This window comes from Riemerella columbina DSM 16469 (genome assembly GCF_000374405.1).
Lineage (GTDB): Bacteria > Bacteroidota > Bacteroidia > Flavobacteriales > Weeksellaceae > Riemerella > Riemerella columbina.
In genome coordinates this window covers 16,485-41,065 of record NZ_KB894251.1, presented here as the reverse complement: position 1 = coordinate 41,065, position 24,581 = coordinate 16,485, and the positions used below count along the sequence as shown (strand labels likewise).

The 24,581-nt window shown below is 35.3% G+C and carries 24 protein-coding genes; 16 read left to right on the top strand and 8 right to left on the bottom strand.

What is annotated here, in order from left to right:
- The first annotated feature begins 166 nt into the window (after positions 1 to 166).
- The 6 genes from C237_RS0108590 to recO all read left to right on the top strand — a co-directional run bounded on the left by C237_RS0108590 (position 167) and on the right by recO (position 9,342).
- On the top strand, positions 167 to 2,362 hold the full coding sequence (locus C237_RS0108590) for a hypothetical protein (protein ID WP_018676090.1): 2,196 nt from the start codon (positions 167 to 169) through the stop codon (positions 2,360 to 2,362).
- Between the two features lie 279 nt (positions 2,363 to 2,641).
- Entirely contained in the window at positions 2,642 to 4,675 is a 2,034-nt protein-coding gene (gene metG / locus C237_RS0108585) for a methionine--tRNA ligase (RefSeq protein ID WP_018676089.1), read from the top strand.
- A 15-nt stretch (positions 4,676 to 4,690) separates the two neighbouring features.
- Complete coding sequence (locus C237_RS0108580) at positions 4,691 to 5,440, top strand: 5'-nucleotidase C-terminal domain-containing protein (RefSeq protein WP_018676088.1); 750 nt, start codon at positions 4,691 to 4,693, stop codon at positions 5,438 to 5,440.
- Positions 5,441 to 5,446: 6 nt separating this feature from the next.
- Positions 5,447 to 6,394 carry a bifunctional metallophosphatase/5'-nucleotidase gene (locus tag C237_RS0108575; RefSeq protein WP_018676087.1) on the top strand — a complete coding sequence of 316 codons (948 nt, stop codon included), beginning with the start codon at positions 5,447 to 5,449 and terminating at the stop codon, positions 6,392 to 6,394.
- Between the two features lie 21 nt (positions 6,395 to 6,415).
- The gene (gene porZ, locus C237_RS0108570) at positions 6,416 to 8,665 is read left to right on the top strand and encodes a type IX secretion system anionic LPS delivery protein PorZ (protein ID WP_018676086.1); all 2,250 of its coding nucleotides are present in this window, start codon (positions 6,416 to 6,418) and stop codon (positions 8,663 to 8,665) included.
- Positions 8,665 to 9,342: a DNA repair protein RecO gene (gene recO / locus C237_RS0108565; protein WP_018676085.1), complete on the top strand. Its 678-nt coding sequence runs from the start codon at positions 8,665 to 8,667 to the stop codon at positions 9,340 to 9,342. The genes porZ and recO overlap by 1 nt, the downstream gene beginning before the upstream one ends.
- A gap of 3 nt (positions 9,343 to 9,345) precedes the next feature.
- On the opposite strand, the gene prmC is transcribed toward recO, so the two are convergent.
- The 3 genes from prmC to C237_RS0108550 are packed head-to-tail and all read right to left on the bottom strand — an operon-like array spanning position 9,346 to position 11,578.
- Complete coding sequence (prmC, locus tag C237_RS0108560) at positions 9,346 to 10,188, bottom strand: peptide chain release factor N(5)-glutamine methyltransferase (protein ID WP_018676084.1); 843 nt, start codon at positions 10,186 to 10,188, stop codon at positions 9,346 to 9,348.
- Positions 10,189 to 10,950 carry a peroxide stress protein YaaA gene (yaaA, locus tag C237_RS0108555; RefSeq protein WP_018676083.1) on the bottom strand — a complete coding sequence of 254 codons (762 nt, stop codon included), beginning with the start codon at positions 10,948 to 10,950 and terminating at the stop codon, positions 10,189 to 10,191.
- 16 nt (positions 10,951 to 10,966) lie between these two features.
- Positions 10,967 to 11,578: an L-threonylcarbamoyladenylate synthase gene (locus C237_RS0108550; protein WP_018676082.1), complete on the bottom strand. Its 612-nt coding sequence runs from the start codon at positions 11,576 to 11,578 to the stop codon at positions 10,967 to 10,969.
- 280 nt (positions 11,579 to 11,858) lie between these two features.
- Between C237_RS0108550 and C237_RS0108545 the strand changes: the two genes are divergently transcribed.
- Together C237_RS0108545 and rclC are read left to right on the top strand one after the other, a co-directional pair.
- Positions 11,859 to 12,665, top strand: a complete 807-nt coding sequence (locus C237_RS0108545; RefSeq protein ID WP_018676081.1) for an AraC family transcriptional regulator — start codon at positions 11,859 to 11,861, stop codon at positions 12,663 to 12,665.
- Between the two features lie 84 nt (positions 12,666 to 12,749).
- Positions 12,750 to 13,358, top strand: coding sequence for a reactive chlorine resistance membrane protein RclC (gene rclC / locus C237_RS0108540; RefSeq protein WP_018676080.1), 609 nt, complete (start codon positions 12,750 to 12,752; stop codon positions 13,356 to 13,358).
- 171 nt (positions 13,359 to 13,529) lie between these two features.
- Here rclC and C237_RS0108535 read toward each other — a convergent pair whose 3' ends face one another.
- Together C237_RS0108535 and pnuC are read right to left on the bottom strand one after the other, a co-directional pair.
- Complete coding sequence (locus C237_RS0108535) at positions 13,530 to 14,096, bottom strand: hypothetical protein (RefSeq protein WP_018676079.1); 567 nt, start codon at positions 14,094 to 14,096, stop codon at positions 13,530 to 13,532.
- Between the two features lie 194 nt (positions 14,097 to 14,290).
- Complete coding sequence (pnuC, locus tag C237_RS0108530) at positions 14,291 to 14,959, bottom strand: nicotinamide riboside transporter PnuC (protein WP_018676078.1); 669 nt, start codon at positions 14,957 to 14,959, stop codon at positions 14,291 to 14,293.
- A 207-nt stretch (positions 14,960 to 15,166) separates the two neighbouring features.
- On the opposite strand from pnuC, the gene C237_RS0108525 reads away from it, so the two are divergent.
- Positions 15,167 to 16,669 carry an APC family permease gene (locus C237_RS0108525; RefSeq protein WP_018676077.1) on the top strand — a complete coding sequence of 501 codons (1,503 nt, stop codon included), beginning with the start codon at positions 15,167 to 15,169 and terminating at the stop codon, positions 16,667 to 16,669.
- 39 nt (positions 16,670 to 16,708) lie between these two features.
- Here the strand turns inward: C237_RS0108525 and C237_RS0108520 are convergent, their stop codons facing one another.
- From C237_RS0108520 to yidD, 3 genes are all read right to left on the bottom strand, one after another.
- Positions 16,709 to 17,914, bottom strand: coding sequence for an RsmB/NOP family class I SAM-dependent RNA methyltransferase (locus C237_RS0108520; RefSeq protein ID WP_018676076.1), 1,206 nt, complete (start codon positions 17,912 to 17,914; stop codon positions 16,709 to 16,711).
- 108 nt (positions 17,915 to 18,022) lie between these two features.
- On the bottom strand, positions 18,023 to 18,889 hold the full coding sequence (gene lgt / locus C237_RS0108515; RefSeq protein WP_026315594.1) for a prolipoprotein diacylglyceryl transferase: 867 nt from the start codon (positions 18,887 to 18,889) through the stop codon (positions 18,023 to 18,025).
- A 6-nt stretch (positions 18,890 to 18,895) separates the two neighbouring features.
- The gene (gene yidD, locus C237_RS0108510; RefSeq protein WP_018676074.1) at positions 18,896 to 19,150 is read right to left on the bottom strand and encodes a membrane protein insertion efficiency factor YidD; all 255 of its coding nucleotides are present in this window, start codon (positions 19,148 to 19,150) and stop codon (positions 18,896 to 18,898) included.
- A 76-nt stretch (positions 19,151 to 19,226) separates the two neighbouring features.
- Between yidD and C237_RS0108505 the strand changes: the two genes are divergently transcribed.
- From C237_RS0108505 to C237_RS0108475, 7 genes are all read left to right on the top strand, one after another.
- Entirely contained in the window at positions 19,227 to 20,498 is a 1,272-nt protein-coding gene (locus tag C237_RS0108505) for a replication-associated recombination protein A (protein ID WP_018676073.1), read from the top strand.
- Between the two features lie 25 nt (positions 20,499 to 20,523).
- Positions 20,524 to 20,940 (top strand): hypothetical protein, encoded by a 417-nt coding sequence (locus C237_RS0108500; RefSeq protein WP_018676072.1) that lies wholly within the window; start codon positions 20,524 to 20,526, stop codon positions 20,938 to 20,940.
- Positions 20,941 to 20,946: 6 nt separating this feature from the next.
- Positions 20,947 to 21,648, top strand: a complete 702-nt coding sequence (locus C237_RS0108495; RefSeq protein WP_018676071.1) for an SDR family oxidoreductase — start codon at positions 20,947 to 20,949, stop codon at positions 21,646 to 21,648.
- 96 nt (positions 21,649 to 21,744) lie between these two features.
- Complete coding sequence (locus tag C237_RS0108490) at positions 21,745 to 22,491, top strand: electron transfer flavoprotein subunit beta/FixA family protein (RefSeq protein WP_018676070.1); 747 nt, start codon at positions 21,745 to 21,747, stop codon at positions 22,489 to 22,491.
- A 48-nt stretch (positions 22,492 to 22,539) separates the two neighbouring features.
- Positions 22,540 to 23,487, top strand: coding sequence for an electron transfer flavoprotein subunit alpha/FixB family protein (locus C237_RS0108485; RefSeq protein ID WP_018676069.1), 948 nt, complete (start codon positions 22,540 to 22,542; stop codon positions 23,485 to 23,487).
- A gap of 101 nt (positions 23,488 to 23,588) precedes the next feature.
- Positions 23,589 to 24,209 (top strand): uridine kinase, encoded by a 621-nt coding sequence (udk, locus tag C237_RS0108480; protein ID WP_018676068.1) that lies wholly within the window; start codon positions 23,589 to 23,591, stop codon positions 24,207 to 24,209.
- 22 nt (positions 24,210 to 24,231) lie between these two features.
- On the top strand, positions 24,232 to 24,576 hold the full coding sequence (locus tag C237_RS0108475) for an FtsB family cell division protein (protein ID WP_018676067.1): 345 nt from the start codon (positions 24,232 to 24,234) through the stop codon (positions 24,574 to 24,576).
- The last annotated feature ends 5 nt before the right edge of the window (positions 24,577 to 24,581 follow it).

The following is a 24,581-nucleotide window of genomic DNA, read 5'->3' as shown; positions in this document are numbered from 1 at the left end:
TCAATATCTATGAATTCTTAATTCGTATTTACATACATTAACTCTATCAATAGACAAGTGCATTTTACCTTAAACCATCGATACACTTACTCTAAAAGTACACCTTTACATTAATATTAGTCCATTTTATTTTTATAAATTTGTCCGACGATTAATTATTGTATCTATGCGATTATATATTACGCTATGTGCTTTATACCTTAGTTTAGGATTGTGTGCACAGGAAAGGCCAACCAAAGAAATTGAAGCGGTTACCATTATAGACCAAAGTGACCCTAAAGCGTTAAAGCTCTTAGACCAAGTAAATGAACATTTTAAACAAAATAGTCCACAGTCGTTATCGTCTTATGCGTTTAAGTCTTATGAAAAATATTCATTGGATTTTGATAAAGATAGCATCCAAGTTTATAAGGATTTTATAGCACAGCGTCAAGATTCGTTAAAGCAATTGCCGAAAGTTGAGATGTCTAAAAAGAAGGTTAAAGACTCACTAATAGAAGAAGATATTTATACCACTATTACAGAAAGTAAGTTTTTCCTTTGGGAACGCGCCCAAAATTTTCTTTATTCCGAAAAATATGGAGAGAAAGTAAAAGTGTTAGACCACAGAATTTCGGGGTTGAAAGAAATTCCTTACGAAATTTTGGCACTTACCAGCAGTAATAGAAACCGTGAACCTAGAGAAATTAAGAAAGAAAATAGAGCCTTGTATCGATTTTTTCTTGCCGATAGTATTCAAATCGAGGGTCGACCGACTTATGTTATTCGTTTTAGAACCGCTGGAAAAAAGAAAACTCCTAGAAAATACAATGGTTATATCTATATAGACCAGCAAACTTTTGGTATAAAAAAAATCCATAGTGAACGCCAAAAAGAAGGTGCCAGTCAACTGACAAGCACATGGACTTTAAGAGATGGTAAGTGGTTTCTACAAAGAGAACATGCTAAAATAAAAGCAGGGAATATGAAATTTCTTGTGAATAAAGATGAGAAACATTATAAAAAATTTGGGAACTATCTTTTTGTAGATTCCTATTATTTTGATTTTAAAGTTCCCATACCCCAAATTAATCCCGATGATTTTAAAGGTTATACTTTGGATATAGACCACGCGGATGGCTCAAAAATAGAAGAATATAGAAAAGAAAACCTTTCCGAGCGAGAGCAAATGGCGTATGAAAAAATTGATAGTCTGGGACAAAAATACAAGGTAGATAAAAAATTAAAGTTTCTTACCACTTTGCTACATGGTAAAATTCGCTGGGGAAAGGTAGATTTTGATGCCGCTGAATTCGGAAAATACAATCTCTATGAGGGTATTCGCATCGGTGCCAGCGCAAAGCTGAATGAAAAATTCAACCGTTATATTTCACCTGACGTCTATTTTGCATATGGTTTTAAAGACCAAGCTATTAAATATGGTATTGGTGTAGACTTTAAAACTTCTTTACAAAAAAACAGTATTTTCAGACTGGCGTATTACGACGATGTTACTTCGGCTGGGCGTTTTAATGAGAGCTTTTGGAACTTCAAAATGAAAATTATGAATAGCGGTGTAGATATGAATAACGATAGATTTTTCGGCTTTAATGGGTTTAAAGTAGGCTACGAAACCGACTTCGGTAACAGTATCAGCACCCGAATCACTTGGAGTACCCAAAAAGAAGAGGCTTTATTTCCTTACGATTACAAGAATTTAGGATATCAATTTAATAATCAAAGTGCAATGCTCAGCCTAAAATATGCTCCGGAGGCAAAAAATGTGATGACACCTAATGGTCGATTCACTTATAACGAAGGTAATAAAGCATTGTACCTAAACTTTGAACAGGGACTAAGTGCGTTTAATTATTTAAAATTAGATATGCTATATACCCATTATTTCAACAATGCTTGGGGAAAAACTGGCGCTAGAGTAAATGGTGGATGGCTATTTGGTGAGGCGCCGATTTGGCATCAATTTGAAATTCCTGGGCTTAACGCATCCAAAGGAGGTACTAATTTTAACCTCACTTCCTATTTAGGATTTGCCACGATGGATAGCAGAAAGTATTATGCCGACCGCTTTATCAGTGCTTATATCACCCATGGAATCCCTTGGAATTTTAAAAGTTTTGGGCGTAATATTTCTAATTTTGATGTAGTTTATCGCGCCGCTATTGGGGATATGAAGCATCCAGAATACCATCATTTTGATTTTGAAACCCTGAATCATCTTTATCAAGAAGTTGGTGTAGAATGGAATAATTTCCTGTCCACTTCCTTTAATTTAGGATTTTTCTATCGCGTAGGACATTATAATACGGCTAGTTTCAAAGATAATTTTGCTATCCAATTAAAGTTGAAGTTTCTCGGATTTTAAAGTTAATTATAAATGTTAAATTATAGATTAAGGCGGAAGTTAAAAGTTTTAAGTGATAAGGGTTGAGTTACTGAGTGCTTAAAACACTAATGTTTATTAATAGAGGGATGAATTAAAAGTGATGCGTTGCCTTTTGCCTATAACCTACGGCTTCAACCTACATTATAACATTGATACACTATTACACCAGTACACTGAACCCATCAAGACATTTTGTAAAATCTACCTACTTAACAACTTCAAAATTCTTATCTTTGCCTTTAAATAGAAATTAAAACAATGGCAGAGAGAAAATTAATTACCGCAGCATTGCCTTACGCTAACGGCCCTGTCCATATTGGACACTTGGCAGGGGTTTATATTCCTGCGGATGTATATGCAAGATTTCAAAGAAGACTTGGAAAAGATGTGGCGTTTATTTGTGGTTCCGATGAGCATGGGATTCCCATCACCATTAGAGCCAAGAAGGAAGGGGTTACCCCTCAGGATATTGTGGACAGATACCATACCATCATTAAAAAATCTTTTGAAGATTTAGAGATTTCTTTTGATGAATATTCGCGTACCACTAGTCCAGAACATTATAAAACTGCTTCTGATTTTTTCTCTACCATGTATGCTAATGGTAAATTTACCGAAGAGGTTTCGGAACAGTTTTACGATGAACAAGCTGGCGAATTTTTAGCCGATCGCTATATCGTAGGAACTTGTCCTAATTGTGGTAATGACAATGCCTATGGCGACCAATGCGAGAAATGTGGCTCTACACTTTCGCCTACGGAATTGCTGAATCCAAAATCTATGTTGAGCGGAAATAGTCCCATATTAAAGCCAACTAAAAACTGGTATTTACCATTGAATGATTACGAAAGTTTCCTAAACGATTGGATTATCGAAGGGCATAAAGACGATTGGAAACCGAATGTGTATGGTCAAGTCAAATCTTGGTTAAACGACGGATTGAAGCCTAGAGCGATGACGAGAGATCTTAACTGGGGTGTGCCTGTTCCTGTGCCAGATGCAGAAGGTAAAGTGCTTTATGTTTGGTTTGATGCACCGATTGGCTATATTTCATTTACTAAAGAATGGGCAAAAAAGAACGGTAAAGACTGGAAAGACTATTGGCAAAGTGAAAATTCTGACTTAATTCATTTTATCGGTAAGGATAATATCGTATTCCATTGCATTATTTTCCCGTCTATGCTAAAAGCACACGGCGACTATATTCTACCTCAAAATGTTCCTGCTTTTGAATTTTTAAATTTAGAAAATGATAAAATTTCTACCTCTAGAAATTGGGCAGTTTGGGCACATGAATATATTGAAGATTTCCCAGGTCAGCAAGATGTATTGCGCTATGCTTTATTGTCTTCTGCACCAGAAACTAAGGATAACAACTTTACTTGGAAAGAATTTCAGACCAAAAACAATTCAGAATTAGTAGGGATTTTTGGAAACTTTATCAATCGTGTAGCCGTCCTTATCCATAAATATTATGAGGGTGCTGTTCCAGAAGGAAATATCAATGCGCCAGAACTTAAAGAAATCCAAAAAACCGCTAAAGAAATTCATCAATACCTCGAGAATTTTGAGTTTAGAAATGCCTTATCTGCTTTGATGAACTTAGCGAGATTTGGTAACCAATACCTTCAAACAGAAGAGCCTTGGAAAACCATCAAAATCGATGAAACCAAGACAGCACAAACTTTATTTATCGGCGCTCAAATTGCTGTTGCACTGGCTCAGTTATGCGAACCATTTATGCCATTTAGTTCAGAAAAACTATTGCAAATGTTCCAAATAAAACCAGTAGATTGGAATACATTGGAAACAGAATCAGTACTGATTTCTAAAGGACATCGAATTGGCAAAGCCACTTTATTATTCTCAAAAATTGAAGATGAGGTAATAGATGCACAAATCACCAAATTAGAACAAACGAAAATCAATAATAAAAAAACAAATCCTAAAGCTAACCCTATGAAAGAAGAAATTTCATTTGATGATTTTACCAAAATAGACCTTAGAACGGCTACCATTTTAGAGGCTGAAAAAGTAGAAAAAGCCGACAAATTATTAAAATTTAAGGTAGATACGGGGGTAGATGTTCGTACCGTAGTGTCTGGTGTGGCGGAAAGTTTTACTCCAGAAGAATGCGTGGGCAAACAAGTGATGATTTTGCTTAACCTAGCACCGAGAAAAATTCGTGGAATTGAAAGCCAAGGGATGTTACTTCTAACGACCAAACCCGATGGGAAATTATCGTTTGTCACCCCAGACGACAAAGTGGAAAATGGTATCGAGATAGGATAAATTTAATAGAACATTATGAATTACCAACTAAAACCTTATGCGTTTGTCTTAGCCACTTTACTTGTAGGTTGTAAAGCCCCAATGGTGGTTTCCGAGGTAAGCCCTAAGAAGAATATCAGCATCAATTCTAGTCTTAAAGATAATGAAGTGATGGCGGCGACTATTGCACCATACAAAATGGAAATGGAACGCCAGATGAACACCAAAATCTCGCATACCAATGCAGAACTGACGAAACAAGGCGATAATAGTACACTAGGAGCTTTGTTAGCAGACTATACCTACGAAGGTGGAAATGATTGGGCGAAAGCTAATGGTTTTCCTTCGGTAGATGCATCTGTTATCAACATTGGAGGAATCAGAACCAATATTGGAAAAGGTGATATTTTGCTTAAACATATTTTTGAAGTGATGCCTTTTGAGAATGAATTGGTGATTGTGAAAATCAAGGGTAAAGATATGGATGGGCTATTTAATTATTATGCCGAAACCCAAAAGAATAATCCCGTTTCGCATTTAGTCATTGAGACCACTCAAGGTAAAATTTCAAGAGGACTTATTAACAACCAACCTATTGATAGCCATAAAGATTACTATATTGCCACTTCGGATTATTTAGCTTTAGGAGGGGATAATATGAAGTTTTTTAGTAAAGGTGAACTGATTGCCACAGGGCTAAAATTGAGAGATGTATTTATTTCAAAATTTAAACAAAATCCAGAAATCACAGCACCTAATGATGTAAGGTTGATTTTCAATAAATAAGATAATATGAATCGTAAAGAATTTATAAAAACATTAGGCGGTAGTGCGGTGGCGTGTACATTAGCACCCAATTTGCTATCGGCGAAGACTAACGATATTTGGACATCTTCGGATAAGAAATTAACCATTCTTCATACCAACGACCAACACAGCCGTATAGAACCTTTTGATGAAAACTATACTAGAAATCCTAATCAAGGAGGGTTTGCTAGGCGTGCCAGTTTGGTAAAGCAAATTAGGAGTGAAGAAAAAAATGTATTACTACTAGACTGTGGAGATATTTTCCAAGGTACCCCTTATTTCAATATGTTTGGTGGCGAATTGGAATTTAAACTCATGTCGATGATGGGCTATGATGCCTCAACCATGGGGAATCATGATTTTGATAATGGCTTAGAAGGATTTTTAAATGTGTTGCCTAATGCAAAATTTCCTTTCATTTGCTCAAATTATGATTTTAAAAATACCATTTTAGATGGCAAAACCATGCCTTATAAAATCTTTAATAAAGAGGGTATCCGTGTAGGATTATTTGGTGTGGGTATAGAGCTAGAAGGCTTGGTAGGAAAGAAACAATATAAAGAAACGGTATGGCATCATCCCGTAGATGTCGCTCAGCAGTACGCTGATTTTTTACGAAATGATAAAAAGTGTGATTTGGTTATTTGCCTATCGCATATTGGGTACAGTTACAAAGGTGAAAAAGAAAAAATCTGCGATATAGATTTAGCCCAAAAAACCGATAATATCGACCTGATTTTGGGAGGACATACCCATACCTTTTTAGTTGAACCTCAGCGATTTACTAATAGAAAAGGAAAGCAAGTTTTGGTGAATCAAGTTGGCTGGGCAGGATTGCTATTGGGAAGAATAGACTTTACCTTTGACCATAAGAACACTATAAAATCTATTGCTTGGAATAATCAAGTGATAGATGATAAAATTCTAGCATAACCCATTATAAAAACTCTTCTCATGAAAAAATGGATCACCTCAGTAGCAATACTTGCCTCTTTATCCTTGGTAGCACAGCATAAAAGCAAATGGGAAGATATTTTCTCGTACAATCAGATTATTAAAATAAAACAAGATGGTAGTCAAATCATCGCTGCGACTAAGAGTGGTCTGTTTTTTTATGATCATGTCTCTGGGGCTATTAAAAAGTTATCCAAAGTCAATGGGCTTCACGAAGTAGGCATTTCTGCATTTGATTATAATCCTACTACAAAAATAGGATTGATAGGCTATGAAACAGGTGCTATGGATGTGGTAACGCCAGAAGGTGTATTTTTAACAGTGGATATTCCTATTGCCGCAAGCTATCAAGGGGATAAAAAAATTAACCATATCTTTATTAAAGATAATCAGGCGGTTATATCCACGGGCTATGGTGTTTCAATATTTAACCTGGATAAAAGAGAATTTGGTGAAACTGCGTTTTTTCAATCGGGTGGAGCCTTTGTGGATGTTAAAGAGTCCATTATAAAAGATAATATGGTCTATGCCACCACAAAAGAAGGGCTGAAATACCACACAATGGATATTCAATTTCCAGTATATAGCAGCTGGCAATCTCATAATATCAATAATCTATTGCAAGCAGATGCGGATGACAATCAAATGCTAATAGCAAGTGCTAATAAGGTGTATATGGGTAGTAACCTGCAACCCTTATCTAATCCATTTCAATATATAACAGACTTAGTAATTACCGATAGTGGATTTCTGGTTGTAGATGTACACAAAGTCTATGAATTTTCATCCAATGGTACGCTAGTTCAAGTGCAAGATACAGATTCTAGTTTTATCAATACAACAGGGGTGCTTCAACAGGGTAAAGTTTTTATTGGTACGGATAAAGAAGGAGTTTTAAAATATGATAGCTTTGGTGGTACTTCAGAACAGATAAAGCCCGATGGTCCCTACAATAATATTTCTAATAAAATTGTGCTTTTAGATGATAAAATTTGGGTAGCTTCAGGCATGAAAGAAGCTGACTATCATGAGCCTGTAACAACTAATAATATTGGATTTTACTATTTTGATGGACAGTCATGGCAGTATCCAGATTATTTTAAGACTGCAAAGGAAACTTTTAATATTCTGGATATAGCAGTGAAACCTTCAAATGAAGAAGTTTATTTTACCAATTTTGTGAGAAAAATAGAACGAGGTGCTTATAAATTTAAGAACGATGTACCAGTTTCAATTTTTAATTTGGGAAGTGATAAGTGGTTTAATGCACCAGAACACATTATTGTAGATAATAAAGAAAATATTATTTCTACGGTTGCATGGAATGATGAAAATCCTGAATATATTAGTATTTACACAATTCCATCGGGTTCTTCGTCCGCTTTTTCTACTAAGGTAGGACCTTTTAGGCAGCATTCCTCTTGTATCTTATCGAGTGGAAATAAATTATTTATAGGGGGTCCTAGAAACCCAGATGGTGGATTGATGATATATGATACCAAAGGGACATTATCCAACTTTAGTGACGACCAATATGTTATTTTAAGAGAGAATGAAGGCTTACCAACGCCTATTGGGGTGACTTCTGTAGCTTTGGATAAATATAACGACTTATGGATTGGCAATATCTATGGACTTAGAGTGTTGTCTAATGCCACTGGGGATATCACCAATGCTAAGGCAAATCCTATTGTGATTACTCAAAATGGAATTCCAGAAGAATTATTTAAGGATTCTGAGGTGCTGAGTATTGCTGTGGATTCTGGGAATAATAAATGGGTGTCTATAAAAGGAGGAGGCGTCTATTTTCTAAGTCAAGATGGACAAAAAGTCTATCAACATTTTACTAAAGCCAATTCACCATTGCCTACTGATGAGGTTTACCATATTGCAATAGATGATAGAAATGGCAAAGTCTATTTTGCAACAAGGAAAGGTATCGTCTATTACAAAGGTGATGTGAGTAATGTAACTGAAAACTTCGGCGAGGTATTGGTTTATCCTAACCCTGTGGTGTATAGTCAATACAAAGGTAATGTTAAAATTAAAGGCTTGGCAGAAAAAACAAATATTAGAATTACCGATGCTGCAGGGAATTTAGTTCATCAAGCAGTTTCTAGAAATGGCTTCTACGAATGGAATTTGAAAAACTATAACGGGTCTAGAGTGGCATCTGGAATTTACTTTGTGCTGATGACTAATGCTGACGGTACAGATAAAGCCACTGCAAAAATAGCCGTAGTCAATTAATGAAAACCAAGCAAGGCTTTATTCTGTCATATGTAAGGTACAGCGAAACCAGTTGTATTGTAAAAATACTTGAGCGTGAAGATGGCTTAACTTCTTATTTCATCAAAAATATTTATTTATCAAAAAATAAAAAAAAAGGCTACCTCAATCCACTGGTGGGTATAGATTTTAGCATTTCAGAATCTAGTAAAAGTCCATTGCCATTTATTAAAAATATAAACCTATCGGAAGTTAGCAAACAGTTAGAACACCACTTGATAAACCATGCTCAGATGAGTGTAATGGCAGAATTAATATTAAAAGTTTACCCATACGAAGAAGTCGACAGTAGCCTGTATAATTATTTGGTAGCCTTTTGTTTAGATATCGAAAATAAAAACGCCTTAGTCTATTATATCTATAAAATCATCAAGCAATCTGGATACGGATTTTCTATTTCCGAAGGGATTTATTTTAATTTAATGGAAGGGCATTTTAGCAATTTAGAACTGCCTAATAGCATTGGTATTGAACTATCTGAAATTTTAAAAACTTTAGAGGATAACTCATTTTTGAAAGTACCACTTTCTACTCAACAGCGCCGTAGCCTATTAGATATTTTGATGAAATATTGTAAAATCCATATTCCTGAATTTTCTGAACCTAAATCTTTAGACATCTTTAGAGATATTTGGTAACATCTATTGTTCCACTACCACAAACCTATCATTTTGTGATAAATCTTTGATAAGTTCAGCATGTGAAAAGTTTTGAAATAAAGCCAATGTTTCTGCCCCTAATTTCTGATTGATTTCAAGGAAAATTAAACCTTTGGAATTAAGATAATTCTTTGCGTCTTGGGCAATTTTTCGATAAAATATTAAGGCATCTTGCGTAGGTGAAAATAAGGCAATCTTAGGTTCAAAATCTTTTACGCTAGACTCTATTTCTTTTTCTTCATCTAAACCAATATAAGGTGGGTTAGAAATAATAACATCATAAGTTTTATCTAAAGTATAGTTTAAATAATCCTCACAAATCCATTGAATACTCGTTTTGTGTTGCTGAGCATTTTGCTTTGCTATTTTTTGAGCGTCGGCAGAAATATCAATACTAGAAATATGAGCCTTTGGAAAATAGCGTTTTAATATAATAGGAATAACACCACTCCCCGAACCAATATCTAAAATATGGATTCCTTGATGGTTGAATTTTTGGCGAATTTTTTCAATAGCAAGTTCTAGCAACTCTTCAGTTTCAGGTCGGGGAATTAGCGTATGGGCACTGACTTTAAAGTCTAAACCAAAAAAAGCTACCTTTCCTATAATATGCTGATAAGGCTCGCCCTGATTCAGCCGTGAGAGGTATTGGTCAAAACTCTGTTCAACTTCTTGAGGGTAAATTTTATTTTTATTTAAAGATAGCTCAATCGCATTTAAACCTAAATACTCCTTACCGAAAATCTTCCAAAGCTCATGGGCTTCCGTTGAAGAATAGCCCTTAAGCTCAGAAATAAATTTATGATGCAGTGCGTCAATAATCATCTACCTTACAAAAACTAAGGTGTTATCATCAGATTGTGCTTCGTCAATAAGATAACCGTCATAGTTAAAGGCTTTTACATCCTCTAAAGTTTTCACTTGTTGCTCGGCACAGTAACGAATCAATAAACCTCTGGCGTGTTTGGTATACACTACAATTGTTTTCAGTTTACCATCTTTTAGTTCATAAAATTTAAAATTAATGACTTTAGCCTTCAGCTGTTTTTGATCTACTGCTTTAAAGTATTCGTTACTCGCAAGGTTTAGAAGTATATCATCCTCGTTGCAATCTTCATTTAATGCATTTACGATTCTATCTTTCCAAAATGAATAAAGATTTTTATAATCTTCAAATTTGAATGGACGCCCCATTTCCAAACGATAGAGCATCACTTGGTCAGAAGGTTTTAGCAATCCATAAAGTCCCGATAGCATTCTGAAATGCCTTTGAAGGTAATCAATGGCTTTGGCATCTAAACTTAGCGCATCTAAACCACGATAAACTTCCCCAGTAAAGGCGAATAAGGCAGGTGCAGATTCATCTTTAGAGGGGTGGGCATTCCAATTTTGGTTGCGTTCCCAGTTTTCATCGGCTAGTTTTGTGGAAATATTCATTAATTCTGATAAAAATTCTGGCGACTTTTGTTTGAGGTGAGATTGTATCAGTTCAGCCTCTTTAATAAACTGAGGTGTTGTAGGTTTTAAATCTTTGGATTGATGTTCTACGGTCATCAATTTCGCTGGTGAAGATACTATTTTTAGCATGATAATTTTTTATGGATTAAAGTTGACCTTTGCCTTGTCTAAGGACTTCTGGCGTTCCCGAACTTAAGTCTACAATAGTAGATGCTACATTATCCCCATAGCCTGCATCGATGACGATATCCACCAAATGGGCATATTTTTCTGCGATAAGCTCTGGGTCGGTAGAATATTCTAAAACCTCGTCTTCATCTTTTATAGAAGTAGAGGCAATAGGATTACCGAGTTGCTCTACAATCAACTGAGGAATAGAATGGTCGGGCACTCTAATGCCCACTGTTTTATGTCCTTTATAGGCTAAAGGTAGGTTTTTGTTCGCTTCTAAAATAAAGGTAAATGGTCCTGGAATATGGCTTTTAAGTAATCTGAAGACACTATTATCTATCGGTTTTGTAAATGAAGACAAATGGCTAAGGTCATTACAAATAATGGAAAAATGAGCCTTATCCAACTTCACTTTTTTAATATTAGCCAGTTGTTCCATCGCTCGGATATTATTAATATCGCAACCTAAGGCATACACCGTATCCGAAGGGTAGATGATGAGCCCCCCTTTTTTCAATACTTTTACTACTTCTTCAATGGCCTTTTCTTGAGGATTGTTGGGGTAGATTTTTAGAACTTTTGCCATAATCTAAAATTAATGGTTGCAAAAATACTGATTTAAAAGTAAATGGCAATATTATACTAAAATACATTAAATAGAGGGGGCAACTTACTATCTAACTATGTTTAAAAGTCATTTTACATTTCTAAAATAAATATAGAATTCAAGTATAAAAAATTAGTAAGACAAATTAATAAAGTTGAAACCGATAATCCAAAACTACTATATTTGTACCTTATAATTTATTAAGAGGAATGAAAATTGTTTCAAAACCTTTGCTTAATCCATACGAAAGAAATATACCATGCTCAATATCCAGACCAATAGTGTCCTTACCGAAGATTATCACTCCCATCTATACACTTTACTTCTATTAAATGAAAATACTTCATTTTCAGTTGATTTTACTAATTATAACACCCAATCTTATACTTTTTTGTTTCTTTCACCTTACCAAAGGCTATCGATTCAAAATCCATTAAAAGCAGAAAAATTATTACAATTCCATGGGGATTTCTACTGTATAGAGTACCACAAAGAGGCTGTAGCCTGCAATGGATTGTTGTTTAACACCATTTATGAAACACCATATATAGAAGTTGCAGAATCCAAATATCAAGACATCATTTCCATTTTAAATCATATGGAAGCCGAGCAACAGAATCTATCTGATTATTCGGATGCCATATTGAAAACCTATTTGCAACTTATTTTAGCCCTTTCTAGCAAAGAAAAAGCATTACAAATAGATGAGCGTTTACTCAAAAAAAAGATTGACAACACAGTTTTCGATTTTCAAGAACTTATCGAGCAAAATTTTATACAAGAAAAATCACCTTCTTTTTATGCTGATACACTATTGGTTCCACTCAACACCCTTAGCAGAAAGACCAAGCAACAGTTGGGCAAAACGCCTTCGCAACTTATCCAAGAGCGTATGATTTTAGAAGCTAAAAGGCAGTTGCACCTTACCCATTCATCAGTTAAAGAAATTGCCCACGCCCTTAATTTTGATGATGAGCATTACTTTAGTCGCTATTTTAAAAAGCATACTGGGGTTTCACCAAGTAAATACAGAACGGAAGTAGGTGTTTCTATAGTAGCAAAATAATCCATCATAATTCCTCTTTTGTCCATTTTATTTGCAAGTAAGTTGGTGTAATTTTGCATCTCAACAATTTAAATATTTAATAAAATGAAACAAATCATTAAATTATTAGCTACAAGACAATCGCAAGGATTCAATTTTATGCGTATTGCCATATTCATCGTTATGGCATGGATTGGTGGACTTAAAGCCTTTCAGTATGAGGCAGACGGTATAGTTCCATTTGTTACTAATAGCCCATTGATGAAGTTTTTTTATCATAATGCAGATAAAAAACAACCTAATGAAAAAGGGGAAATGGTAGCAGAGTACACCTTACACAAAAATAAAGAAGGACAAATGGTTGCCAAAAATATTCAATGGCATCAAGAAAATGGAACTTATATATTCTCATATGCTTTGGGAACGGTTATCGTAAGTATTGGAATATTAGTTTTACTAGGAATTTGGTATCCCAAAATAGGACTATGGGGAGGCATTCTCACTGTAGGGATGTCCTTCGTTACACTTTCATTTCTTATTACCACGCCAGAGGCTTATGTTCCGAATTTAGGCGGCGATTTTCCTACCCCTAATTATGGTTTTCCTTATCTTTCGGGAGCAGGACGCTTGGTGTTAAAAGATATCATTATGATGGCAGGTGGACTATTAGTAGCTTCCGATGCCGCAAGAAGAATATTACATAACCAAAAATAAATTAAAAAATAACTAATTAAAAATTCGCCGCCGAACAAGGAGGCAATATCGCCGATGATGTCGATTTTTAATTTGTTATTTTTTTAATGCTAAAAGCCTCTCGTATGAGGGGCTTAATAGTTTTTTTCTAAAATAAAAAAAAGAGTAGTACCTAACTTATATAGTATAGTCTTATTGGCTTTTACTAACTTCTAGTTTTAACTCTTGTGTATTTGGATCATATTTAAATGAACCGGAATAGGAGGGGCAGCAATGAGCGTCTTCCTCAACCCATATTGTAACATTACCATTTATAGTTTTGTCAAATGTATCACAAAAAGTTAAAAGATTTGTAACTGAATAAATATTTTTATCTGCTAATTGATTGATTATTTTGTTTTCAATTCTATCAGTTAATTTTACATCATGATAGTACTCTCCATTATTTGAAAATATTAATACAGAACGGTCTGACGAAAGATGATTGCCCCCATTACATGGATCTCCAATTTTCATATTAACAAATGCATCAACTATTCTATCATTATTAAAGTCTTTTTTGTAAATCTTTATATCATCTGAAATACCATAAGATTTTCCTGGATTATCATTTATCCATTTTGTGAAGTCATCATAGCATGGGGAACCTAATTCTCCTGTTAAAATTAATTCTTTCTTCCATTTTTCAATTTCATGTTCTAATGATAATTTTTTCTGTTGGACACTACAACTGATAATAGTTAAATTGTAAAGTTTCATAACATTATTGATAGTCTATAATTCAAAATTCATATCGTTCTAAACAATAGACCCTGAACTTGTTTTAGGGTGGCGCTTACTAACTTTTACCGAAGACCATAGGCAATAAGCCACATATAATTAGCGGTAAACTATAAGCTTTAAGCAAAACAAAAGGTAACTCAAAACTCATCCCTCAAAACTTCCACCTTCATTTATAATTTCTTAGCCGAAGTATTCTTCTGCCATGCTCTATAGCCCATAATGGCAAGAACGGTAAACACAGCATATTGAAATGAAGTGATGCCTAAGCCTTTATAAAGATACATAGGAACGCTGATGCAATCCCCAAGAATCCAAAAGAGCCAGTTTTCAATTTTTCTTTTTGCCATTAGCCACATCCCGACTAGGAAAATAGCCGTGGTCATAATATCGGTATAGTTCATCCAATCGAGGTGATGCCAACCTAAACTGACGCCTTTCATAGAAAAACCTTGGTCTATATAAGGTTTAAAGTAATATATTATTCCTACTAAAACAATGCTTAAAATAAATAATCCTAAACTAATTAACCATTCCTTTTTTGTTGTTTTTGAAACCTCTATATGAATGTTATCAGTAGAACTTTTAGACCAAAGTGCCCAGCCGTAGATACTCATCACGGTATAGTAAAAATTAATCATCATATCACCTAGAAGTCCAAATTTGAACAGTAAATAAACATAAATTATAGTGCTGACAATGCCCGTTGGATAAACCCATATATTCTTCTTCATTGAGAAGTAAACACTCATCAATCCGAATAGACAAGCGATGGCTTCTAAAATAATTTGATAAGCAGCATAGCCCTCGTAAGGCAATAGGAATAGGTCATATAAATTCATGTAGCCAAAGATACTATAAAATCCTGAAAATAGAGATGAATATTTGTTAAAATAAATTTAAATAATTGATGATTTAATAGTCTTAATTTTTAATTTAAAGTAAAATTAATCTTAAAATTTAGTATGTTAAATGTTAATTTTTCAAAAAATTATTCTATTTTCGTAAAATCGTTTGAAAAATATAATTTAATAAAATAAAAAACACTTATGTCGAGTATTTGGAAGAAAAAACCTCTCGCTGCCTATGAAGCAGATATGAACAAGAGTGAGCTTAAAAGAGTTTTAGGTAAATGGAGCCTTACAGCCATTGGTATTGGAGCTATTATTGGCGGCGGTATTTTCGTGCTAACGGGAACGGGTGCTTATTTTCATGCAGGTCCTGCCTTAGCGTTATCATTTGTTATTGCAGGAATTGCATGTATTTTTGCAGCGTTATGTTATGCAGAATTTGCCTCATTGCTCCCTGTAGAAGGTTCCGCTTATGCCTATGCTTACGGTACAGTAGGGGAGGTTTTCGCTTGGTTAATTGGCTGGGGATTGGTATTAGAATATGCTATGGGTTCTATGACGGTAGCCGTATCTTGGTCAGGGTATTTTAATAAAATGCTAAAATTGTTCGGATTAGAAATTCCCTATTATCTTACCAATGATATTGCTTCTGCAAAAAAATACGCTTTACTACATGGCTTAGCAGAGCCGTCTTTTGCGATAAACTTACCTGCATTATGTATCGTGTTATTGGTGACGGCAGTATTAGTTAGAGGAACTAAAGAAGCGGCTGGTGCTAATAATTTTATTGTGATGATGAAAACTTCTGTTGTTATTTTTGTGATTATCGTAGGGGCGTTTTATATCAATATGGATAATTTGACACCGTTTATTCCTGAGGCAACTTTAATTAAGCAATCAGATGGAAGTATGGGAGAAGCCTATGGTATTCACGGAATTATTGCTGGAGCGTCGGCAGTATTCTTTGCTTATATCGGTTTTGATGCCGTGTCTACCCAAGCCGCAGAGGCAAAAAATCCTAAAAAAGATATTCCATTTGCCATTATTGCCTCTTTACTGATTTGTACTTTATTATATATCTTGATGTCGGTTGTCCTTACTGGGATGATGAATTATAAAGATTTTGGTGTGGTTCCAGATGCTCTTACAGCACCAGTAGCAGTCGCATTTGAAAAAGCCACAGGAATGAATTGGGCAGTAATTATGATTACAGTTGCAGCCACAGTTGGATTAATTTCTGTGTTAATGGTTTTAATGTTGGGACAGTCGAGAATATTTTTAGGAATGTCGAAAGATGGGTTATTACCAGGCGTGTTTAAAGAAATCCATCCTACTAGAAAAACCCCGTATAAAAATACCATTATCATTGGTTTAATTGTAGCAATTGTAGCAGCAACCACACCAATTAGCACTTTGGTACATATGACGAGTTTTGAAACCTTATTTGCCTTTACCATGGTATGTTTTGCGGTGTGGTTACTTCGTGTAAAACGACCTGAACTAAAGAGAGATTTTAGGACTCCAGCTTTGCCACTTATAGCAAGTTTAGGGATTTTAACCAATGTCTATTTAATCTTTAACCTTGAAGTAACGGCCATTTATATGGCGATTGGCTGGCTGACTTTTGGTATTTTACTCTACTTTTTATATGGTAAGAACCACTCCGTACTCAACCGAGGCGGCTATGATGAGTATAAATAAATACAAAATCGGTTACTAAAATTTTAGTAACCGATTGTTTTATTCCATTCTTTCCAATTTTGCCATATAGAAGCCATCATAGCCATCGCTGGGGAGCTGATGATGTTCTTTTATGAGTTTAAAATTAGGATGCTCATTGAGGAATTTAGCTACTTGATGTTTATTTTCTGAGGGTAAGATAGAGCAAGTGGCGTAGACCATTTTACCGCCTTTTTTAAGGATTTTAGAATACTCTCTAAGGATAGTTTCTTGCTCTTTTCTAATGCGTTGGATAAAGTCTTCGTCAATTTTCCATTTGCTGTCTGGATTTCTTTTTAAAACGCCTAATCCTGAACAAGGCACATCTAAAAGTAAGCGGTCGGCTTTGTTGTGAAGTCTTTTAATAACTTTATTATCAGAAATTAATCGCGTTTCTATATTATGAGCGCCTGCTCTTTTTCCTCTGCGTTTAAGTTCTGCCAATTTCCAAGCGTGGATATCTAAAGCAATAATTTGTCCTTTGTTGTTCATTTGAGCCGCTAAGTGTAGCGTTTTACCACCTGCACCTGCACAAGCATCTACCACGCGTAAGCCTTCTTCTACTTCTAAAAACTCACCTATTTTTTGAGAGCCCGCATCTTGCACTTCAAAAAGCCCATCTTTAAAAGCTGAAGTGAGGAATACATTCTTTTTTTCTTGCAGTTGAACGGCATCAGGATAGCCTTTTATGGTAAAACATTTTACGCCTTCGTCTTTTAAATCTGCTACCAATTCTTTAGGAGTGGTTTTTAGGGTATTGGTACGGAGTACCGTGGCGGCTTGCTCATTAAGTGCCTTCATTTCTTTTTTCCAATGGTTTCCCAGTTCCTTCTCTAAAGTTTCGGCTAGCCATTCGGGGATAGAATATTCAATAGCTTTGGTGGGTAGCGTACCTTTTTTTAATTTTTTGATGATATCGGCAACTTTAATGCCTTCAAACTCTTCAAATTTTTTATAATGGGTTTCACTCCATAGTAAATAGGCGATGATGAGTTTATAAACATTATTCGGTTTTACGCCTTCGCCCATATAGTATTCTAAACGCTTTTTCCAGCGGATGATATTATAAAAAATCTCTGAAACTACGGCGCGGTCTTGGCTGCCCCATTTTTTATTGGCTTTTAACAGCCGTTCTATAACTTTATCGGCGTATTTGTTGTTTTCAAAAAAAGTTTCTTGTAGTGCATCGTGGATGCCTATGAGTAAATTACGATGTATGAGTTCCATAAGTATATTTTGCTTTAATAGAGATAGAAATACTCTGGTGCAAAAGTAGGGATTTTAAAATTAAGGTGAATAAAAAATCCTCACTCTAGAAGCAAGGATTTTATAAAGTTATTTCGATTGAGGTTGTGGCTCTGGAAGTTTAAAGTTTTTCGACAGATACATAATCACGGCACCCGAAATCATAAACGGAATGGAAAGGATTTGTCCTGTATTCAATCCCGCAAAGTGGATAAACTCATCACCTTGGGGTTCTTTCCAAAATTCTACCGTAAAGCGTATTGCCCAAAGTATCAAGAAAAATAAACCGAATAACCAGCCTTGCTGATATTTCTTTTTAGTTGTTCTATACAAATACCATAATAATACAAACAAACAGAAGTAGCCGAATGCCTCGAATAATTGGGCAGGATAGCGTGGTACAATGGCTCCATATTCAAAACTTTGCTGAGGAAATAGAATAGCAAATGGCGAATGGTCTGGTGCAGGTTTCCCTACAATTTCAGAATTAAGGAAATTACCAATCCTTACAAAACCACCACCCAAAGCCACTACAATTCCAAGTCTATCGTAAACCCAAAATGGATTTTTCTTAATGATTTTATAGCTGTAATATAGCGTAGTAAAAATTAAAGCGATGGTCGCTCCATGGCTCGCCAATCCTGAAAATCCCGTAAATTCTAATTGAGGCTTAGTTCTGATGGGTAAAAATACCGACCAAAAATCTTCTTTGAACAATTCGGGTTGATAGAAAATAACATGGCCTAACCTCGCACCGAAAATAGTCCCTACAATCGTCCAAGTTAGGAGGGGTTCTAAGTATTTTTCGTCCACACCATCGAGTTCAAACATTTTTTTCATCAATAAATAGCCTAAACTAAAGGCAATCACAAACATTAAACTATAAAAATGCAGGGTAAAAAATCCTAAATCTATACCTTTAGGCGGGTCCCAAGTGATGTATAATAATGTATTCATAATTAATTATTTTTCTTTTTGATGTTTTGGGGGCACGGGATCATAGCCTTGTCCACCCCAAGGGTGGCATCTCAAAATGCGTTTGATTCCAAGCCCAAGCCCTTTAAATAATCCATGCGTTTTCAGAGCTTGCAACATATAATGTGAGCAAGTCGGCTGAAATCTACAATTTTTTCCAAGCCATGGCGATAGAGCATATTGATAGAATTTAATCCCTATAACCAATGGAAAAATTAGAATTTTATTTAAAGTGGCTTTCAAAACAAGGCAAAAATAGTCTAAAAAATTGAAAAATAGTTTAAATTTGTTTGAAGTTTAATTTTAAAACCCTTTCAGATTGAATTCAAACACCCCTTTAGCTGAACGCCTTAGACCCAAAAACCTTGATGAAGTCATTGGACAAGAGCATCTTACTGGAAAAAATGGTCCTATAAGAAATATGCTTGCGAATGATACGCTTAATTCATTGATATTTTGGGGACCGCCAGGTACGGGTAAAACCACTTTAGCAGAAATCATTTCCGAACAATCCGATAGGCGATTTTATAAACTTTCGGCAGTTTCTAGCGGGGTTAAAGATGTGAGAGAAGTGATAGAAGATGCTAAAAAACAACATTTATTTTCTGGAAAATCCCCTATATTATTTATTGATGAAATTCATCGGTTTAATAAATCTCAGCAAGATTCTCTGCTTCATGCGGTAGAAAAAGGTTGGATTGTTCTGATTGGAGCAACTACGGAAAATCCAAGTTTCGAGGTGGTTTCGGCATTGCTTTCGCGTTCGCAAGTTTTAGTGTTAAAATCCTTAGCCTATGATAAATTGGAAGTGTTAATTGATATTGCCCTCGAACGATTTAACCAAGATGAGCAGACGCAATTTAGCATTAAAGAAAAAGAAGCCTTTATCCAATATTCTGGCGGCGATGCTAGAAAACTTATTAATGCGGTGGAATGGGTGCTTAATCAATATAAAAATTCAAACCATTGGGATATTAGCAATCAAAAAGTATTGCAAGTGCTCCAAGAAAATATGGCGGTTTATGATAAAAATGGCGAACAACATTATGATATTATTTCCGCATTTATCAAATCTATACGAGGTAGCGACCCTGATGCTGCGGTGTATTGGCTTGCGAGAATGCTCAATGGTGGTGAGGATATTAAATTCATTGCCAGGCGCTTATTGATTTTGGCGTCAGAAGATATTGGATTGGCAAACCCTCAAGCACTAACCATGGCAAATAGCTGTTTCCAAGCGGTAAATGTGATTGGCTTACCCGAAGCCCGAATCATTTTAAGTGAATGTGCGGTTTATCTTGCGGTGTCACCTAAAAGTAATTCTACCTATGCGGCTATTAATGAAGCTATGGCAGTGGCTAAAAAGACCTCGCATCTGCCTGTACCACTTCATTTAAGAAATGCTCCAACCAAACTTATGAAAGAAATGGATTATGGCAAAGACTATCGCTATGCCCACGCTTATGAGGGTAATTTTGTGGCACAAGATTTTTTACCTAAAGAACTACAAGGCACCCAATTTTACAAAGCAGGAAATAACGCCACCGAACAAAAAATAAAAGCGGAACAACAGAAAAAATGGAAGAAATAAATTGTAACTCCAAGTATTAATTACGATGAAAAAAATACTTCGATACGACAATCAAATTCAGCAAGTTCTTATCGGTCTTATACCTTTATTATGGATACTTGCTAGTTATTTTGGCGAAATATTTAATGTGTTCTCAATTATAACTTTTTTCAGTTTAGCCGTTTATCAATATACTATCAATTGGGTTAAATTTTGCAATCCTTTATTTAAAAATAAAATGTATTGGTATAGAATAGTGTATTTGGTTCTTGCCAGTTATGTAGTCATTCCTTTTCTGATATTATTGATAAGTAGCTATTTTAATATCATGATTGAAATACAAGTAATAATACATAATATGTTGGGGGCTTGGGTTGTTCTGACGCCTATTTTGATATTTGGCTCATTATTTATATCTTTTAAGGACAGAAAACAATTTGAAAATTTATTAACACAAAAATAAAATACAATGAATAATAAAGTCGTTTATATTACGGGAGGAACCAAAGGCATTGGTTTTGGAATTGCTAAAGTATTGCTAGATGCAGGCATGAGAGTTGCCATTAGCGGTAGAAATTTAGAAGATGCCGAAAAAGCATCAAAAGAGCTTTGTGATGATCCAAAACGCGTTCTTGGCGTAGCTTCTAATGTTAGAAATTATCAAGACGAATTGGAAGCAGTAGAGAAAATCACCAAGCATTTCGGTCAGTTAGATGTGATGGTGGCTAATGCAGGGTTAGGATATTTTAAACCCGTAGATGAGCTAAGTTTAGAAGAGTGGCAAGATATGATAGATACCAACCTTACGGGAGTATTTCATAGTTTAAAAGCTTCTGTGGAAGCTCTTAAAAAGCAAGAAGGGTATTTTATAAGTATTGCGAGTCTGGCGGGAACTAATTTCTTTGCTAAAGGTACGGGGTACAATGCTTCTAAATTTGGGGTAGTAGGGTTTACACAAGCCGCAATGTTGGATTTAAGGCCTTATAATATTAAGGTATCTACCATTATGCCAGGTTCTGTGGCGAGTCATTTCAATAATAATACCCCTTCTGAAAAAGATGCTTGGAAAATTCAACCAGAAGATATTGGTCATTTGGTTTTGGATATTTTAAAGATGAATCCAAGAACTCTACCTAGCAAAATTGAAGTAAGACCAGCTCAAACAAAATAATTATGCTTTAAATATATTTATCTTAAAAATGTTATGCGTGCATAGTATTTTTTTAGTATATTAGCGACCAATTAATCTATTAAAAGTTAAATCTATATGAAAATATTAGTTTGTATTAGTAGTGTACCCGATACTACTTCTAAAATCAATTTTACAGCAGATAAATCAGAATTCGATAAAAATGGAATCCAATGGGTAATTAATCCTTTGGATGAATTTGCATTAACTAAAGCCGTAAAACTTCAGCAATCTCAAGGCGCTAAAGTAACTGTAGTAACCGTAGGCGATGCCGCAACTGAGGCGGTAATTCGTAAGGCTTTAGCCATTGGGGCAGATGAAGCGATTAGAGTCAATGCAGAGCCTAAAGACAGTTTTTCTGTAGCTAAAGAAATTGCTAATGTGGCACAAAATGGTGGCTACGATTTAGTCCTTTGTGGTAAAGAATCTATTGACTATAATGGTGGTGCTGTACCAGGAATGGTGGCACAATTATTAGATAAGTCTTTTGTAAACGCTTGCGTAGGTCTTGAAGTAAATGATGGAAAAGTACAAGCGGCTAGAGAAATTGATGGTGGTAAAGAAACTGTAGAAGTGGCTCTACCAGCAGTTGTGGCAGGTCAGAAAGGTATGGTGGATGAAAAAGAACTCATCATTCCTAATATGAGAGGAATTATGTCGGCGAGAACAAAACCTCTAAATGTACAAGAACCCGTAGCAACAGAGGTGAAGGTAGAAGCAGTATCGTTTGATAGCGTACCACCGAGAGCCGCAGTTAAGTTATTCTCACCAGATGATTTAGATGGATTAGTAAAAGCCTTACACGAAGAGGCTAAAGTCATCTAATTTCCTATTTCTAAATCAATTAATTTCTAACTTAAAAAAATAAAAAAAATGGCAGTATTTGTATATACAGAAAATATTAACGGAGCATATAAAAAAGCCGCATTCGAGGCAGTGGCTTATGCTAAAGCCGTAGCAGAACAATCAGGGGATAGCGTAACCGCAGTGAGCATTAACCCTACAGACGCATCGGATTTACTTTATAAGTATGGTGCAGACAAAGTAATTAATATTAAAGATGAAGGTTTAAAATCTTTTAGTGCTAAGGCTTATGCACAAGCACTTTCAGAAGTGGCAGACGGTCAAGTGATTGTATTTCCACATACTACAGACGCCGCTTCTATCGCACCGATGTTAGCAGTAGTAAAGAACTATTCACTAATTACTAATGCTGTAGAGGCGCCTACAAATGTTTCACCATTTGAGGTGAAGAGAAAAGCCTTTTCAGGGAAAGCCTTTATGGTGGCGAAAGCGGAAGGTAATGGCGTAATTGTTACTGTATCTCAAAACGCATTTGGAGCAAAAGAAAATCCAGTATCTGGAACAGAAGAAGTGAAAGATATGAGCGTTGCGAATGATGATGTAAAAGTAGTCAGCCACGAACAATCTTCAGGAAAACTAGACCTTAAAGAAGCCGAAATTGTAGTATCTGCCGGCAGAGGAATGAAAGGTCCTGAAAACTGGGATATGATTGAAGACTTAGCACAAACTCTAGGTGCGGCAACGGCATGTTCTAAACCGGTATCTGATATTGGCTGGAGACCACATTCTGAGCATGTAGGACAAACGGGTAAGGCTATTGCACCCAACCTATATGTGGCGGTGGGTATTTCTGGAGCCATTCAGCATTTAGCAGGAGTTAACTCTTCTAAAACGATTGTTGTTATCAATAATGACCCAGAAGCACCATTCTTTAAGTCAGCAGATTATGGGGTGGTAGGCGACGCTTTCCAAGTAGTTCCTGCACTTACAGAAAAAATTAAAGCATTGAAAGGCTAATTATTATTGTCCTTATTAAAAAAAGCTGTTTCAATAAGTTTTGAAACGGCTTTTTTGTTGTTTTTTCTTTCAGATTGTTTATCTTTGTAAAAACTATACTTATGCTTGTTATTGGTATTGCAGGTGGTACGGGTTCTGGTAAGACCACTGTCGTTAACAAAATTCTTAAAAATCTTAGTGATAAGGGAGTAAATGTATTGTCCCAAGATAATTACTATCATGATAATCAAAACCTTACAATGGCAGAACGAGAAGGGCTAAATTATGACCATCCCAAGTCCATCGATTTTGATTTGCTGAGAAAACATGTAAAAGCCCTTAAAAATAACGAAAGTATAGAACAACCAATTTACTCTTTTGTCACCCATTCCAGAACAGGCGATTTTGTAACCGTAGAGCCTAAAAGGGTTTTAATTGTTGAGGGAATTTTGGTACTTACAGATAAAGAGCTGTTAAAAGAATTTGATGTTAAACTCTTTGTTCATGCAGATTCTGATGAGCGTCTCATTCGCCGAATTAAAAGAGATACCCAAGAGCGGGGTAGGGATTTAGAAGAAGTTTTATATCGCTATCAAACTACACTTAAGCCGATGCATCAAGAATTTATAGAACCGTCTAAAAATCATGCGGATATCATTATTCCTAATATGAAGCAAAATCCTGTGGCGATAGATTTCCTCACGACGGTGATTAATAATTCATTGAAAAAGCATAAAGAATAGGGAGAGATTTAGCATAGCCATTATGAAAAACCTAATAAAAAATATCGAAAAAGACCGCCCAAAAGTAAAATGGTTTAGGACTTATGTGCTTAACCGCTATGTGATTACCATTTTATTTTTCTTTGTGTGGATGACTTTCTTTGATAATAATTCCTTTCTAGTCATTAATGAATTGAATGGAGAAATCAAAAAATATGAAAGTCAGTTGGTGTATTATAAACAAGAGTACGAAAAAAACAACGATTTCTACAAAAAGCTGATGGACAATAAAGGCGAAAAAGAAAAATTCGCTAGAGAAAACTACTTTATGAAACGCCCAAACGAAGAAATTTTTATTTTGGTAGTGGACAGTACATCAGCAAAATAGGTATG

What these genes read in the sequence shown, in the direction of transcription:
- C237_RS0108590 (WP_018676090.1), top strand. Translation starts at nt 167, where the DNA reads ATGCGATTATATATTACGCTATGTGCTTTATACCTTAGTTTAGGATTG.
- metG (WP_018676089.1), top strand. Translation starts at nt 2,642, where the DNA reads ATGGCAGAGAGAAAATTAATTACCGCAGCATTGCCTTACGCTAACGGC.
- C237_RS0108580 (WP_018676088.1), top strand. Translation starts at nt 4,691, where the DNA reads ATGAATTACCAACTAAAACCTTATGCGTTTGTCTTAGCCACTTTACTT.
- C237_RS0108575 (WP_018676087.1), top strand. Translation starts at nt 5,447, where the DNA reads ATGAATCGTAAAGAATTTATAAAAACATTAGGCGGTAGTGCGGTGGCG.
- porZ (WP_018676086.1), top strand. Translation starts at nt 6,416, where the DNA reads ATGAAAAAATGGATCACCTCAGTAGCAATACTTGCCTCTTTATCCTTG.
- recO (WP_018676085.1), top strand. Translation starts at nt 8,665, where the DNA reads ATGAAAACCAAGCAAGGCTTTATTCTGTCATATGTAAGGTACAGCGAA.
- prmC (WP_018676084.1), bottom strand. Translation starts at nt 10,188, where the DNA reads ATGATTATTGACGCACTGCATCATAAATTTATTTCTGAGCTTAAGGGC.
- yaaA (WP_018676083.1), bottom strand. Translation starts at nt 10,950, where the DNA reads ATGCTAAAAATAGTATCTTCACCAGCGAAATTGATGACCGTAGAACAT.
- C237_RS0108550 (WP_018676082.1), bottom strand. Translation starts at nt 11,578, where the DNA reads ATGGCAAAAGTTCTAAAAATCTACCCCAACAATCCTCAAGAAAAGGCC.
- C237_RS0108545 (WP_018676081.1), top strand. Translation starts at nt 11,859, where the DNA reads ATGCTCAATATCCAGACCAATAGTGTCCTTACCGAAGATTATCACTCC.
- rclC (WP_018676080.1), top strand. Translation starts at nt 12,750, where the DNA reads ATGAAACAAATCATTAAATTATTAGCTACAAGACAATCGCAAGGATTC.
- C237_RS0108535 (WP_018676079.1), bottom strand. Translation starts at nt 14,096, where the DNA reads ATGAAACTTTACAATTTAACTATTATCAGTTGTAGTGTCCAACAGAAA.
- pnuC (WP_018676078.1), bottom strand. Translation starts at nt 14,959, where the DNA reads ATGAATTTATATGACCTATTCCTATTGCCTTACGAGGGCTATGCTGCT.
- C237_RS0108525 (WP_018676077.1), top strand. Translation starts at nt 15,167, where the DNA reads ATGTCGAGTATTTGGAAGAAAAAACCTCTCGCTGCCTATGAAGCAGAT.
- C237_RS0108520 (WP_018676076.1), bottom strand. Translation starts at nt 17,914, where the DNA reads ATGGAACTCATACATCGTAATTTACTCATAGGCATCCACGATGCACTA.
- lgt (WP_026315594.1), bottom strand. Translation starts at nt 18,889, where the DNA reads ATGAATACATTATTATACATCACTTGGGACCCGCCTAAAGGTATAGAT.
- C237_RS0108500 (WP_018676072.1), top strand. Translation starts at nt 20,524, where the DNA reads ATGAAAAAAATACTTCGATACGACAATCAAATTCAGCAAGTTCTTATC.
- C237_RS0108495 (WP_018676071.1), top strand. Translation starts at nt 20,947, where the DNA reads ATGAATAATAAAGTCGTTTATATTACGGGAGGAACCAAAGGCATTGGT.
- C237_RS0108490 (WP_018676070.1), top strand. Translation starts at nt 21,745, where the DNA reads ATGAAAATATTAGTTTGTATTAGTAGTGTACCCGATACTACTTCTAAA.
- C237_RS0108485 (WP_018676069.1), top strand. Translation starts at nt 22,540, where the DNA reads ATGGCAGTATTTGTATATACAGAAAATATTAACGGAGCATATAAAAAA.
- udk (WP_018676068.1), top strand. Translation starts at nt 23,589, where the DNA reads ATGCTTGTTATTGGTATTGCAGGTGGTACGGGTTCTGGTAAGACCACT.
- C237_RS0108475 (WP_018676067.1), top strand. Translation starts at nt 24,232, where the DNA reads ATGAAAAACCTAATAAAAAATATCGAAAAAGACCGCCCAAAAGTAAAA.